At 51.0% G+C, this 14,630-nt stretch carries 12 protein-coding genes; 6 read left to right on the top strand and 6 right to left on the bottom strand.

All coding sequences use genetic code 11. The features are described from left to right. Nucleotides 1-4 precede the first annotated feature (4 nt). Complete coding sequence (locus RIC19_RS13255; protein WP_350178809.1) at nt 5-754, bottom strand: hypothetical protein; 750 nt, start codon at nt 752-754, stop codon at nt 5-7. A gap of 156 nt (nt 755-910) precedes the next feature. Between RIC19_RS13255 and RIC19_RS13250 the strand changes: the two genes are divergently transcribed. Continuing rightward, on the top strand, nt 911-2,119 hold the full coding sequence (locus RIC19_RS13250) for a Pycsar system effector family protein (RefSeq protein WP_350178808.1): 1,209 nt from the start codon (nt 911-913) through the stop codon (nt 2,117-2,119). On the opposite strand, the gene RIC19_RS13245 is transcribed toward RIC19_RS13250, so the two are convergent. Further along, on the bottom strand, nt 2,112-3,155 hold the full coding sequence (locus RIC19_RS13245) for a hypothetical protein (protein WP_350178807.1): 1,044 nt from the start codon (nt 3,153-3,155) through the stop codon (nt 2,112-2,114). The genes RIC19_RS13250 and RIC19_RS13245 overlap by 8 nt on opposite strands. Before the next feature lie 194 nt (nt 3,156-3,349). Further along, nucleotides 3,350-5,743, bottom strand: a complete 2,394-nt coding sequence (locus RIC19_RS13240) for a hypothetical protein (RefSeq protein ID WP_350178806.1) — start codon at nt 5,741-5,743, stop codon at nt 3,350-3,352. Between the two features lie 381 nt (nt 5,744-6,124). On the opposite strand from RIC19_RS13240, the gene RIC19_RS13235 reads away from it, so the two are divergent. Then, the gene (locus tag RIC19_RS13235) at nt 6,125-6,319 is read left to right on the top strand and encodes a chryseobasin-related MNIO class RiPP peptide (protein WP_350178805.1); all 195 of its coding nucleotides are present in this window, start codon (nt 6,125-6,127) and stop codon (nt 6,317-6,319) included. A gap of 2 nt (nt 6,320-6,321) precedes the next feature. Then, nucleotides 6,322-7,473, top strand: coding sequence for a multinuclear nonheme iron-dependent oxidase (locus tag RIC19_RS13230; RefSeq protein WP_350178804.1), 1,152 nt, complete (start codon nt 6,322-6,324; stop codon nt 7,471-7,473). On the opposite strand, the gene RIC19_RS13225 is transcribed toward RIC19_RS13230, so the two are convergent. From RIC19_RS13225 to RIC19_RS13215, 3 genes are read right to left on the bottom strand one after another with little or no spacing between them, the layout of a single operon-like run. Then, nucleotides 7,433-8,482 (bottom strand): NAD-dependent epimerase/dehydratase family protein, encoded by a 1,050-nt coding sequence (locus RIC19_RS13225; protein ID WP_350178803.1) that lies wholly within the window; start codon nt 8,480-8,482, stop codon nt 7,433-7,435. The genes RIC19_RS13230 and RIC19_RS13225 overlap by 41 nt on opposite strands. A 7-nt stretch (nt 8,483-8,489) precedes the next feature. Beyond that, nucleotides 8,490-9,572, bottom strand: coding sequence for an anhydro-N-acetylmuramic acid kinase (locus tag RIC19_RS13220; protein ID WP_350178802.1), 1,083 nt, complete (start codon nt 9,570-9,572; stop codon nt 8,490-8,492). Between the two features lie 19 nt (nt 9,573-9,591). After that, nucleotides 9,592-9,936, bottom strand: coding sequence for a c-type cytochrome (locus RIC19_RS13215; RefSeq protein ID WP_350178801.1), 345 nt, complete (start codon nt 9,934-9,936; stop codon nt 9,592-9,594). A gap of 875 nt (nt 9,937-10,811) precedes the next feature. Between RIC19_RS13215 and RIC19_RS13210 the strand changes: the two genes are divergently transcribed. From RIC19_RS13210 to RIC19_RS13200, 3 genes are all read left to right on the top strand, one after another. Then, on the top strand, nt 10,812-11,633 hold the full coding sequence (locus RIC19_RS13210; RefSeq protein WP_350178800.1) for a prohibitin family protein: 822 nt from the start codon (nt 10,812-10,814) through the stop codon (nt 11,631-11,633). A gap of 268 nt (nt 11,634-11,901) precedes the next feature. After that, nucleotides 11,902-13,146, top strand: coding sequence for an NAD(P)/FAD-dependent oxidoreductase (locus RIC19_RS13205; RefSeq protein WP_350178799.1), 1,245 nt, complete (start codon nt 11,902-11,904; stop codon nt 13,144-13,146). 348 nt (nt 13,147-13,494) lie between these two features. Next, nucleotides 13,495-14,484, top strand: a complete 990-nt coding sequence (locus RIC19_RS13200) for a succinylglutamate desuccinylase/aspartoacylase family protein (protein WP_350178798.1) — start codon at nt 13,495-13,497, stop codon at nt 14,482-14,484. Nucleotides 14,485-14,630: the final 146 nt, after the last annotated feature.

The raw sequence follows: 14,630 nt of genomic DNA, 5'->3' as shown, positions 1-14,630 counted from the left end.
GCCATTACTTATTGAGGCGAAAAGTACGCCGGGCAGGCCGCCGCAGCGCCTGCCAGATACTGTAGACGTGCATGGCCATACAGAATGGAAAAATGAAGCTCATTAATGGTACAAAGAGCGGATGGGTCAGAAACGCGCCGTCCGGCGTGGTGGCAAAAAGCTGGTACTGGCTCTGCGGGAGTGAAACGAGGGCGATAGCCACGAGGTAAAGCAGGGAAAAAAGCCCAAAGGTATTCCACAGCAAGGTCTCCGGCCTTCGGAACTGCCCCCTGGCGAAGAAGACATAGCTGCCCATCAGGGCGCTGATACCCACCACGATATCGTAGTTGAACCATAGGAAGGTCAGTTGTGGCGGCACATATCGTCCGGCGTAGCCCATCCACAGCAGCAAACTGAGGAGAATCCGGATGCCCTGTACCTTGACGATCCACTGTGGGGGCGTGATCAGGATCACCTGCCGGAAAAACCGGAAGCCCAACAAGAAGATGAAGAAAATGGAAGGCAGCACGAAAAGGCTAAGCATGGTAAGCACAGGCTCAGCCGTGCCGTACCGGGCACTACTTGCCAGTCCAATGCTGATCAGGAGCCAAATGCTTAACGACAAAACAACCAATCGACCCGCCTTCCTTCGCTGAGCGGGCGGCTGTTTCAAACGACTCATGCCTATGCGCAGCGCAGTATACAGACTGCCCAACAATCCGGCGGTAAGCAGTAGCGTTATCAATTGGCCGATAAGAAATAAGGACTGGCTCATATCAGAATATGGTTCCTGAAGATAGGCTTTTGACAGCTGATCAAAAAAGAAACCGGGCAAGGATTTTCAAGACCAGCGTAAATCAAGTATCATTGTACAGCAGGGGGGCGCAGTGCCTGGTTTCTGCTGATTTATGGACACCGAGACTCATCCTGAATGGACAACAACAAGACAACGTCAGTACTGGAAGCCGCCCGGGCCTATGCTCAGGAGCGTTTTCAGACCGGGCTGACCACCGACCACCAATACCACAATCAGGGACATACCGAGCGCGTGTGCAAAGCCGTATTAGAACTGGGTAAGGCTGAGCGGCTTACTGACAGCCAACTGCAGGTGCTGGAGCTGGCGGCACTCTTCCACGACCTTGGCTTTACCGAAACTTACGAAGGGCACGAAGCCGTAAGCCGGCAACTGGCCGATCGGTTCTTGTCGGGCCAGGGGTATGCTGATGATCTCAAAGCAGAGGTGCTCAACCTGATTGATGTGACTTTCCCGCCCAAAGTGCCACAAACACAGTTGGAGAAAATCATGTGCGATGCGGACCTGAGTAATTTGGGCAGCCCGGATTATTTTGAGTATCTGGAGGCGCTGCGCCACGAGTGGAAGACTTTTCTGAACCAGGAGTATACCGATGAAGCCTGGTACAAGCTCAATTATAAGTTTGTCAAGAATTACCGTTTCTATACGGCAGCGGCAGTCGAAGCCTACGATAAACAATGGAATGCCAACCGCAAGCAGTTGAAAAAATTAAGGGACGAATACCGCAGCCCCGCCCTGGGCAACGAAGAAGAAGCCAAACCCCGGCAGCCAACTCAACCAGCGGGGGCTATTAGCGATAGCAAAAGTGCTCAGACGATGTTCAAAACCAGCTTGCGCAATCACCTTGACCTCAGTGCACTGGCCGATAACAAAGCCAATATCATGCTGAGCGTGAATGCGCTGATTGTGACCATCGTTATGCCGCTGGCGAGTTCCTATGTCAGTGAACAGCCTCAGCTCATCATCCCCATGCTGGTACTGCTGCTCACCTGTCTGACCTCCATGGTGTTTGCCACACTGGCGACCCGGCCTATAAAAATGAGTGGAGAGACCACCCGGCAGTCCATATTGAGCGGAACTTCAAACTTGTTTTTCTTCGGTAATTTCTACAAAATGGATTATCCGGCATTTGAGTCCGGTATGTCGGAGGTTGTCTCTGATAATAAGAAACTGGACAGTTCCATTATGCGGGATTTATATTTTCTGGGCCGGTCGCTGGGCCGTAAGTATCACCTGCTGCGGATTTGCTATACCATATTCATGATAGGCATCATTACTACGGTACTCACTTACGGCCTTCTGATGTGGGTCAGTTCTGCTACTTGATCATGTCCCGGGGTGGAGACAGGAACAAGCCGACCCGGAAGAAGGGTTGAGGCGAAGTACGGGCGCGGAAGTTATACGCGGCGTCAATGGTGTTATCAAAACGGGCCCGCCTTGGGATGAGGTAGCCTGTTTCAGCCGTGAGCCAAATCCAGGAATAGATTTTTTTATCGTATACCGCCTTGAGCGCAATTTCCGCGTGGCGAAAGTAGTAAGGCGTCATGCCCTGTGTGCCTGGCTGCAGCAGATCGAGTGCATAAGAACTACTCTGGTACTCCACTCCAAAGAGCAGCATATTGGTGGGCGTGAAGTTGTAGCGCATCATAACCTGAACGGGCAGGACCGTTTCAATCCCCCACTTATCACTGAAGGTTTGGTTAAAGACACCGAAGGGGAGCAGCGTCGTGTTGAAGAAGTTGCGGCCAAACATCAGCCCGAGCCCCCATTCCAGGTCGTCGCGCTCTTTGAAACCCACCGCCGCAAGGCCACTGAAGGTCGCATAGCGCGGGTCGAAACTCATCATTTGCTGGTAGTCGCCCCGGTAGGAGGTACGCAGCCGCAGTCCCCCGTATACCCGTTCATTGAAAGACTTGTTGATGTACAGGGAGTATTTGTTGGTCCGTAGCGCTTTACCATTCAGCGATTGGAAGAGCTCCTGATTGAAGTAGCCAATGCGCTCAAATTGGACTGCTTCCTGTTGGTATTCATAGCCGGCAAGTACTTTCAGGCTGGGGGCATTGATCAAAGGGATTTTAATCTTCGCCCGGAATTGCTCTATGTAGTCAACTTCACTGGCATTGGCTCCTTCGATGCCGCCCGGGCGGGGAGCCAGGTTTTGATCGCCCACCATCGTACGCTCAAGCAGGAGCCCCCGGCCACGCGACTTGTTGGTCACACCTGGCCGGCAGAAAGTCGCGCACTCCTGGGTCAAATCTACGTCGTCTTTTTCAGTGAATGACAGAGATTGCGCAGTTGCACCCTGCCATAGGCAAGCAAAGAGTACCACAAGCAAACCCTGCAAAGAACGACTTTTGATCATACTGGAACGGTCTGATTTTCCTTTTGACGAATACTTCAGGAATAGTCACGACAAAGTTAGCAAACGGACTAAACGGTTGAAATATTATAAGGCCCACGGTTTCGGCGAGCCTCCTAACGCCATCGTACACTGATATAAGGAGAATCAGAGGGAAAGGTTCTTTTAAGAGTGTCAGGTTTTGATAATCATCAAGTCTACTGTTTTACGGTGAAGCGTAGCGCTCTGAGCCCCTGTACGCCTTGTAGCTTGCCAATTTTCAGGTCCTCAATCTCTTCGGTAATATATCCTTCAGTCCTCAAATAAGAGGCGTATTCCAGGTATTCCTGCCTGTCTTTTTCCTGAAGGTAGACAATAGCCACTTTGCCAGCCTGAGTAAGCCGCTCATCTGTGCCTTCGATTAGCGCTTTGTCGATGCGCTTCTTCAGGATTTCATAGCGGACATTATAGGCACCGTCTACATCAAACTGCTTTTCATCCATTCGGAACCGGATGGATAAAGGGTTGGAATAGGTGAAGATCAACTGTGCCGTAGTCAGCGGAACGGGCAGCTCTGCCTGCAGGTGATGCACAAGGCGGGTGACCTCGCACATATCTATGACCTGCCAAAGCCTGAGGTTGCGCAGGTGCATCGGTTTGAAGCTCCCGTTTTTGAGCAGCGACTGCCCTACGTAGATATCGTACTCGACGCCATCGGTTTTGTACCGCTCAAAGTAGTGGGGGACAATCTTCTGAGCGGCCTCCTGCTGTTCTTCAAGGTAGTGAGCGATGGTAGAATTAATAAGAGAAACACTGTCCTCATATTTCTTTCGCTCCTTGTAAACGATGCCTAAGTCGGCATCAATATAGTCGAAGTAGTAGCTAATATTTCTTTGCAGCTCTGGGTACCGCGCTCTGATATCCTCAAGAACCGGATGGATTTCGTCTTTCAACCAGCTGACAATCCTGGACTCATCATTAGAGTTGAAGTCTTTCAGAATGCCACTGAGGTTCTGTTCGGCACTTGAGCGGTACTGATTGAGCAAGGGGTACCGGGCCAGGGCGATAGCCTTATTGAGAATATTGAGTAGCAGCTGCAAGTTATCCGAAAGGTCGGCTTGTATAGCCTGGTTTCTTTTGTCAGAAGAACTTACGATATCCGCTTGTGCATACAGCGGGTGCACATCCCGGAAAGCAATAGATGGCGCTACCGCGTTTTTGCCTTCCGTCTCCCGCTTTTCCAGCAGGTTGTAGGAGGTCTCTATAAATTTCCACTCTACACTGGGGTGTATGGCCGTATACTGTTCCCGGATGATGGCTTCAATCTGATTATCGATTTCATCCCGGCTACGCTCCACTGCCATACAAAACAAGCTGGTCAGCTCCCGGAATTTTAGCTCAATGAAACTGTGCAGCTCGAATGCTTTGGAAGAACCGATTTCCAGCAAACCAATGACCTGCTCTTTTTTGTTGAGCAGGGGCGCGACGATGATGCTTCGGATGCCTTTCTTTAGCAGCCCTTCCTCAATAGGGGTCTTGTTTTTAACTTTGTCCAGGTCTTCAACGAGGACAACTTCCTGGTACTTACAGGCTTTTTCATAAATGGAGCCTGCATTCACATCTGCCAGGAGGTTTTCCTGTTCGTCGGCCAGAAAATCGTACCGGATTTTATAACGGTGAGCAACGCGCTGCTCCTTAGGGTAATCAATAGCCGTCACGCCCATTTGCAGGTTGGGGATGTTCAGGAAATTACGGACAAGGCTTTCCAGGCGTTCGACTTGCTCTTCCTGTACCACGGCATCTCTTTCCAGTAATGCAAATTTCAGTCTGGATAAGGCTTCTTCTTCAGTGATATCAATTAAGGTGCCGATGGTAAATCCCCGGAACTCGAAGTTTTCAGGTGGAAGGTACTCCAGCCATAGATCAAGGTCATAAACATTGCTCAGCAGTTCATTAATCTGGTCCTGGCTCAGCGGCTTGAGGGGTTTGAGCTTTTTCAGCTCCATGTATTCGGTCTCAAGCCGGGTCTTATAATGCCGTTCCATGCCTGTATGCGGATTTGAGATCGAAATAGACAGCGGGGAGTCTACATTTAGATTTGTCCCATAGTAAGTGTTGAGGATGAAACTGCAGGCACTGATGACCATAGAACAAAAAGTATAGCCGGGTTTGTGGTTGATGACATACTTGAAGTTTTTGGCTTGTACATGTTCTTGCAGCGCCTCTGTCATATAAATGGGTGACATTTCAAAAGGTGCGGAGACCTTGATCAGCTGGTTGCGGCGCAAGACAGGCGGTACGACCATGAGCATGAGCAGTTCAATAACGTCTTGGTGCTTTTCCAGTATGCTCCGGTCTTCAATGGGTTGCCAAAGTTCCGGAATGTCTTTGAGGCGGCTCATCACGAGTTGCCCAACACTAGACTCCACCACATTATTGCTCTCTGCTTTTTTCTTGATCATTTCGAGCAAGGGGGCAAAGCTAAGCCTGAAGCGGAAAGGCATTTCACCGATCTCCAGCTGTTCGAGTACGTTCCAGTCACCATCCACAACCGCTTGTTTTGAATGCGGCTGTGCTTTAGGCGGTTTTACAGGTAAGTCGATTTCTTCCATAGTAGGCAATGCTTAATTACCCTAACTAACGTACAATCAAGAGCTTTAGATGTATAGATTGGAGGAAGTACCGGTTTTTTCAGATGGATTGCTGCCTGACAGCGTCCAAATGGACTGATGTTTTTTTAGGCCTGGAGTCTTTTTGGGGGAGGCTTACCATAAACGGACAAGGACTTATGCATCAATCTGCCGGCTTTCGCCTGATAGGTGAATGGCGAAAAGCAATCCGATAGCACGGCGTTGAGTGCCGGAAAAAAAATTGAAAAAATCTACCAACCACCCAACCCTTTTGCCCTTCCCTTACATCTGTACCCCCGGAAGCCTGCCACAGCAGGTCGTTCCCCTGAAATCACCTGACTTAATTTTTTAAACCTTTTGACCATGAAAGTATCCAAATCACTGCTTCAAGCCATCGCCGTAGGGGTAGCCCTGGGCGGTGCTACAGCCTCTTGCACCTTGCTCGATAACTCCGATGAGGTCAAGCCCGATACCGAAAAAGCAGCTGAAGATGAGCGCTGCACCACCGATGATGGCGACAAGCCCTGGTACAACTGCCCGGCTTGCGGAATGGGCTAAACATGGAGGATAAGTATTGGCAACGCCCCCGTGCTGCCCTGGCCTGTAATTTAGACACCAACCTGCTGCGGGCAGCCCACCCGCTGTTCGCAGCAGGCCAAGTCGAAGCCCTGGAGTGGTCTTTCGACGCGCTTTTCCAGTCCCCGTCCGTTCCAGACTGGTTCAGGGCGCTCATACAAGCCTATAGCGAAGAGGGGCGGCTGGTTGGGCATGGAGTCTTTTTCTCCCTCTTTGCCGGGCGCTGGAGTGCGGAGCAGCAGCAATGGCTCGACCGGCTGAAAGCGCTTTCTGAAGTGTATCGTTTTGACCATGTGACGGAGCATTTTGGCTTCATGACTGGTGCGGATTTCCATAAAGGGGCACCCCTGGGTATACCTTTCACACCCCAAACGCTGCAGCTTGGCCGGGACCGTCTTAAGCGCATCAGTGCAGCAGCGGGCTGTCCTGTGGGGCTGGAGAACCTCGCCTTTGCCTATTCCCTGGAAGAAGTGAGACGGCACGGGGACTTTCTGGAGCAGCTCCTCGAGCCGGTTAACGGCTTCATCATTCTGGACGTCCACAACCTCTATTGCCAGTTGCATAATTTTGAACAGCAGGCCAATGATTTGCTCCGGCTGATGCCCCTACACCGGGTCCGGGAAATTCACATTTCCGGTGGAAGCTGGGAGCCCGCTCATCATGATCCGGCCAGGCAGATCCGACGGGATACGCACGACGGAGCAGTGCCAGATGCAGTATTTGAGCTGTTGGAATTGGCTATGCCGCAGTGCCCAAATTTGAAGTACGTGGTGCTTGAGCAATTGGGCGGTGCTCTGGAGACTACCGCTCAGCAACAAGCCTTTCAGCAGGATTTCACCCGCATGCATCGCCTGCTCAGCAACTCCGGGAAGGCCGTGGGTAAACCGGTTTCCCGGAATGAGTTTCAGGCACCTCCCTTCACGCTAGAGGCTATACCTCCGTCTGATGACACGTTGCACCAACAACAACGCGCTTTATCTGCAATCCTGGAAAACAGTATAAGCATAGAAGATGCCCGCCGGGCGTTGAGTGATTCCCCCCTTTCGGGCACCGCCTGGAAGGTAGAACAATGGGAAGCGGAGATGCTGGAAACCGCTAGACGGATTGCTCAGAAATGGAAGGGCGGTTGGGGCTGAGCCTTACGGCTTTTTGCCCTTGCGCCTTTTGATAGGCCGCAGCGGTATCCTTGATGGTTTCGGCAATCGGGGTGTACTTAAAATCGAAATACCGGAGCGACTTTTGGTTGTCGTAATAAAAAACCCAACTGGAATTGCGGGCGGTCTCCCGGGTAAGAAAAGGGGGCTTATTCATGAGTTTAGCTTGCAGCCACGCCAGGCGCCAGAATAGCCCGCGCAGCATTTTGCCTACCTTGTATTTGGGCGGTGGTACCTGTAGCGCCTTTGCAATTTCGGTCAGCAGTTGCCGGTAAGGATAGTGGTCCGCGTTGAGGATGAAACGCTCGTTTTTAATGTCGCTCTCCATGAGCCGGATCATATACCAGGCTACATCCCGAACATCGACAAGCCCGGTGGTACCTACGGGATAAAAGGGAAAGCCTCCATCAACTATAGAAAAGAAATGCGCCGGCCCACTATGCCAAAAGCCGCTCCCCAATACAATGGAAGGGTTGACTACGGCTATATCCAGCCCTTCGGCAAACCCCCGCCATATTTCCATCTCGCCCTGGTATTTGCTCACGGCATAACGGGTATTGAAAGGGCTGCGTTCCCACTTCGCCGTTTCGTCAATCGTGATGCCCTGTTTCGTACGCCCAATCGCAGCAATGGAGCTGACGTACAGTAGTTTCCTGGTTCCCAGTTTTAGAGCTGTATTGACCACATTGGCTGTACCGGTGATATTGACGGTACGGAGGTGTTTCGCCTCAGCGGGATCAAAGGAGACGACTGCTGCACAGTGGAAAACGTAGGCACGCTCCTGCATGGCCTCTTCCAGCGCAAAAATATCCAGGATATCCCCGTCAGCCCAATCTACCTGTCCGGCCAGGTCTTCGACCAGGTCCATAGGGCTCCCCGGCCGCCGCAATGCACGGATATTGGTGTAGCCATCCGCCAGCAGTTGTTGCAGCAAATGGGCACCGATGAATCCGGTGGCACCGGTAACGAGTATGGAGCTGTTTTTATCCATTTAGCGGTTATCCGTTGAGTGGCGGCGTATGAAGCCCGCCCCCGCAACTGCCAGCCATGGCGCCCGTAGCGGTGGGCAGTGTATTAGGGAGGCCTTCCAGGCGCATTGCGCCCATCAGCGCCATCAAAATAGCTTCTTTGTATTCGATGATTTGGGGTTGCGGGACTCTAACGGCTAAGGAACGATTTTTTTCGCACTTCGCCCGGATGCACTCCACCAGAAAGGTATTGAAGGCACCTCCGCCCGTGATGAGCATGGAGTGGGGGGGCGCAGGCAGGTTTGCATGTTGTCCGATAGCACTTATGCTCTCGTCAATGCTTTGTGCAATTTGCCGGCATGCAGTGTGCAGGCGGTCTTCCACACTGCCGGGAAAGGAAGTGTAAATAGGCAGTAGTTGTTCCTGCACCCAGTCGTTGCCCAGTGATTTGGGGTACGGCGCACTGTGGTAAGGGAGGCTGAGGGCTTTTTCAAGCAGCGCTGGCAGGAGTCGGCCAACCCTGGCCATAGCCCCTCCGTTATCATAAGGTTGCCCAGCTTCCTTTGCCAGGGCATTGAGCACCTGATTGGCACCACTGCAATCAAAGGCAATATAACCCTGTGCAGTGCGGGCGCTGATGTTGGCAATACCGCCCAGGTTGAGCATGAAGGTCTGTTCCGGAAACAGGTACTGATCGGCGATGGGCGCAATAGGGGCTCCCTGTCCCCCGAGGGCAACATCCTGCATACGAAAATTGTCTATGCAGGGCAGTCCTGTGATTGCCGCAATGACTGCTCCATCCCCAATTTGGGTGGAAACCCCGGCTTCCGGAAAGTGGAAAATGGTATGACCGTGCGAGGCAACCGCTTCTGCAGCAGGCTCCTGTGTATCCAGGAAAGCCCTGGCTTGTTCACCCAGGAAACGCCCAAATTGGGCATGGGCGATAGCGAGGTCTTTGGCGCTGCCATCCGGTAGCTGCCGGAGCCGTTCTGTCCATACTTCCGGGAAGGGGCATGCCGCACATTCAACAACTTCCCAATGATGGAGTGTACTGCCCGTAAAACCGAAGGTGCAAAGCGCGAGGTCCAGCCCGTCAAGCGAACTGCCGGACATAATGCCGAGTATAGTCCGCTTACTGCCCAAGCTTCATGGTGTATTTGGCAACCGCTTTTATTTCTTTCTCTTCAAGCAAAGCTTCAAAGGCGGTCATTGCCTTGCGCCCGTTGGTGATGACGTTGATGCGCTCTTCCAGGGTGAGGGCTGACTCCTGCAGGTTGTAAGCCCCGCTAGCGCCCATGTCGCCGTACAGGCCGTGGCAAGTTACGCAGTATTGCTTGTAGATTTTTTCCCCATCGGGTTTGGCAGCAGCGGCGACGGCCTGTGCATTAGCTTGCGTATTGTTACTGGCGCTGTCGCTACTGCCTCCGCAGGCATAGATCAGGGCGGCAATAGCTATAAAGACTAATCCTTTTCTCATTGATTTCTGTTTTTTGGCAAATTAACAAAATTGCGTAGGGTAGGTTGGGGTGGAGAATGAGTTTGTGAAAAATGGGCGATTGCGTAAACTATTTGTGTTGTTTTTTAGAGGTTGTGAATACAGGTTTTGTATAGACAATTAATCAAGATTTTTCGTCAGATCAAAGAGCGCCCGGAACCTCGACTTCAGAAAGGGAGCCCTTTAATTCCCTTTCTTCGTGTAGCTACGAAGGTGAGGACGTGATGCAGAGCTGGCGGAAAAGATTATTCAGGGGCATACAAAATTTGTGTTCATAACCTCTTTTATTGTTTGAATATTTTGTGTGTTTTAGAGCTTGTTTGGATGCTAAACATAGCATCTCTTAGAGCGTGTTGGGATTTTGGTCTTCTAGTCGAAAACTAGCAATTTTTTGGTTAGACGAGACCCGAAAACCGGAGTTTAGCCAAAGCTAAATAGCCTGTCCCGCAGTTTGCGGGAAGGATTTTCGGGGCGAAGTATAAGCGAAAAAGTGCAGTTTACAGACCGATTACTAAAGTCCCAACACGCTCTTAGGCGGGTCTTTATTTCATCAGTCGCTACGCTCGTGTCCCGCAACTGCCTGATTTCAACTCAAGTTAGGGCGTGGTAGTGGATTGCTCCGGAAGCAATAGAGCGTAAAAGTTCAGCAAACCCAGGGCTTTTAAGCGTGAAACGCGGCGCGTTATTTCGGACTAGCCGCATTAGCGATATAGGCTGCCGGGGCTTCCTGCATTGCGTGTAATTAGTCGGCTTTTCCCAATCATAAGTAGAGTATACAAAACCCGAATTCCGAAAAGTTGTTACCTTAACATAACAAGATGCAAAAAGGCATCTCTTTTCACCAACTAAAATCAATTATGAGCCAAAGTAAATTAATCACATACGGCATCATCGTCTTTGTAGCGTTGATTGCTATCCTGACTTTTTCCAATGCGACCTTTCTGACTATTGAGGCAGGAGAGCGCGGTGTCCTTTTCCAGCGCTTTGGCGGAGGACTGGACCGGGAAAATATCTACAACCCGGGCTTTCACGTGATCGCGCCCTGGAATATCATGTACGTCTACGATATCCGGGAAAAGCAAATTGACGAAGACATGAAAGTACTGTCTGCAAATGGTCTGAATATCAAAGTAGATGTCACCGTACGTGTAAATCCGGATTACACTAACATCGGTGACCTTCACGAGAAGTTTGGCCCGCAATACATAGAGAGCCTGGTAAGGCCCGAGGTCCGGTCTTCTGTGCGGGAGGTCATCGGGCAATTCTCTCCGGAAGAACTGTACTCTACTAAGCGTAATGAGGTGCAGGCTTTGATACAGGATAACCTCGAAGAAAGCCTGGGTGGCAACTTCATAGAGTTGCGGGCTACCCTGATACGTAATATAGAGCTACCGGATAAAGTGCGTACCGCTATCGAGACCAAAATAGAGGCAGAGCAAAAAGCCCTGAAGTATGACTACATCCTTCAGCAGGAGCGCAAAGAGGCCGAACGTAAAATCATCGAGGCCGAAGCCAAAGCAGAGTCCAACCGTATCCTTAGCGCTAGCCTGACCGATAAAATCCTTCAGGACAAGGGGATTGAAGCGACTTTACAACTGGCGAATTCTGAAAATGCTAAAGTCATCGTTGTTGGTGGCGGAGGTGGTGATGGCTTGCCACTTATTCTTGGAAGCAATTAACCGCCCTTTTGCTGGATAGCGCTGCGGTCTTTTGGCCGCAAAAAGTGGCTTTGTTGCAGAAGAAATTAAACAGGTGGCTTACCCCATGAAAATGGGGTTTAGCCCTTCCCTTTCTGCTGCTATATTTGTAGCAACAATTTGATATTATCATGTAATCTCCGGATTGCAAGGTAAGGGGGAATCACGGTGCGCCCGCTAGAACTTTCATTCTGGTGGGCGCACGTTTTTTGCAGGTTTCTGTATCTTAGCCCACTCAACTTCCTTTCCTATGCAATTGACCACTGATGCATGTATTATCGGAGCGGGTCCTGGCGGAGCCGCTACCGCACTAAAGCTTAGCTACATGGGGATTCCCTCTGTATTGCTGGACAAAGCCATTTTCCCCCGTGACAAAGTCTGCGGGGATGCCATTAGCGGAAAAGTGACCACTCTGCTCAACCGCCTCGACCCGGAGATTCTTAATCGCTTCAACGCAACGCCTATTCAGTCCGATGTTTGGGGCATTCAGTTTGTTTCGCCCAACAACCGGGCGCTGAACATCCCCTTCCGGCCCAACTACGTGCGCAATGCCGCAGAAGCACCGGGGTACGTGGCCAAGCGCATAGATTTCGACCACTTCCTGGTAGAGGAGGTGCGCCGCCGGGAAAATATTCAGTTCTTTGACAATACAGAGGCCGTCACATTTGAGCGTACGGAAGACGGGTGGAAAGTCGGGAGCAAGTCAGGAACACTTACGGTACAGTGCCGTATGCTCATCGTGGCTAACGGTGCCTACTCGGCGTTCAGCCGCAAGGAGGCTGGTCTGGAAAAAGACAATAAACACTATGCTGCTGCAGTGCGTGCCTATTACCGAAACGTCAAAGCCCTGGACAGGGATAACTTCATCGAGTTGCACTTCATCAAGTCCATCACGCCGGGCTATTTCTGGATTTTTCCGCTGCCTAATGGTGAAGCCAATGTCGGTTTAGGCATGCGCAGTGATATTCTCAACCGCCGCAAAGTCAACCTCCGAAAGGAAATGCTGCAGCTACTGGAGACCCATCCGGTACTCAAAGAGCGCTTCAAAGACGCAGAGCTTATCGGCAACATCAAAGGGTTCGGGTTGCCATTAGGCTCTAAGCGGCGGTCGATTTCCGGCGACCACTATATGTTGGTGGGGGATGCCGGGCATTTGGTAGACCCGCTCACGGGAGAGGGGATTGGCAATGCTTTTTACAGTGGCTTCATCGCTGCTGAACAATTGGAGCAGTGCCTTAAAACCAATAATTTTTCTGCCAGCTTTCTGAAAGCCTATGATAAGCGTGTAGACCGGGTGTTGGGTTCAGAAATGCGCCTGAGCTACCGCCTCCAGAAAATGCTAATGTACCCCTTTATCGTCAACCTCATCGCCAGCATCATCGCCGGCAACCAAAGAGTTATTGAGGTGCTCTCCGGTATGTATAACGATTTCAGCTTACGGGAGCAATTGGTGCGGCCGGCCTTTTGGCTGAAGATGCTTTTTCAAAAAAAATAACCCATTCCAACCAACCACTCCGCCGTCATTTGGCTCCTTACCATAAATTAACAGACGAAAGCGTCGTTTTGTCGGGAACGGGCATTGCATCTTTCAGGATTATTTACTATTTTACATCAATAGAAAATAATCTAGCGTACTTTCTGTCCAAGACAATAAAAATCGACTTTCAGAGTTATATATATTCAAATTGACTTTTAACGTTGGTTTAAAGTTTCATAAACTAGTGAGTGTAAAGCGGCAGCTTTCTGTTTGTTCAGGAAGCTGCCTTTTTTTGCGCTCCATCCTCTTTTTCCCCTAAAAACTCCAAGAAGTTACTAACCTTTGCGATGATAAATCAGGAGCGTAATGTATCAATCCACAACATACCCGGTACTTGCTGACTTGGACCTGAGCAGCTTGCCCGCAGGCACCGTACAAAAGTATTGGCTACCGATTATTACCGATGGGATAGGGGCACCGGTCCGTTTACCTGTTTTAATTGCTAAAGGCAAAACAGACGGCCCCGTGGTGGGGCTGACCGCAGCAATACATGGCAATGAACTCAATGGTATCCCTGTTATTCAGCGCCTGTTCACAGAGCTCGACGCACAGCGCCTGACCGGGACCGTCGTCGGGGTGCCGGTTATGAATATTCCGGGCCTCATGCTGGAACAACGCAAGTTTAATGATGGTGTGGACCTCAACCGCATCGCACCCGGTGATCCGGATGGCAACCTCAGTCAGGTCTACATCTACCGGCTCATTGAGCGTGTCTTACGCCACTTTGATTACCTCATCGATTTGCACACTGCAAGTGCAGGCCGGATTAATTCCTGGTATATACGGGCTGATATGAGTCAGCCGGCCACAGCCCGTATGGCCATCTTGCAAAACCCAGAGATCATTCTGCACAATTTACCGAATGACGGGACCTTCCGGGGTGCCGCTGCTGACCTTGGTATACCTGCCATTACACTGGAGCTCCGGGACCCGCATGTTTTCCAACGAGATGTGATTAAGGAAGCGCTGATCGGGGTCTGGAATGTCCTGTTCGACCTGAACATGCTGGAAGGTGCCATCAGACATACCGTAGATACGACATGGCTCTGCCGGCAGTCCAACTGGCTTTACACAGATGAAGGGGGGATACTGACGGTAAGGGCGGGACTGGGCCAGGTTATTGGGCCAGGTGATACTTTAGCGGAAGTCCGTTCGGTTTTTGGCACGCTGACCAAGACTTATAGTGCCGACAGGAAAGGCGTAGTCATCGGCAAAAGTGTTAGCCCCATCAACCCTACCGGCAGCCGTATTTTGCACCTGGGGTATGCCCCGGAATCGATTCCCTGCAAGATTTAGAGCGTATTAGGACTTTAGTAATCGGCCTGTCCCGGTGCGCCGGTACACTTTCCTGCCTGTGTCTCGTCGCCTGTGGGCTTTGGCCACCGGAGACCGAAGTGTTCGACACGCAGGCAGGTTTGCTTGTAATTCATTCCGAAAACCCT

This window comes from Phaeodactylibacter sp. (assembly GCF_040219495.1).
Classification (GTDB): Bacteria; Bacteroidota; Bacteroidia; order Chitinophagales; family Saprospiraceae; genus Phaeodactylibacter.
Note: the sequence above shows the minus strand (reverse complement) of the source record. Positions and strands in the feature narration are given on the sequence as shown.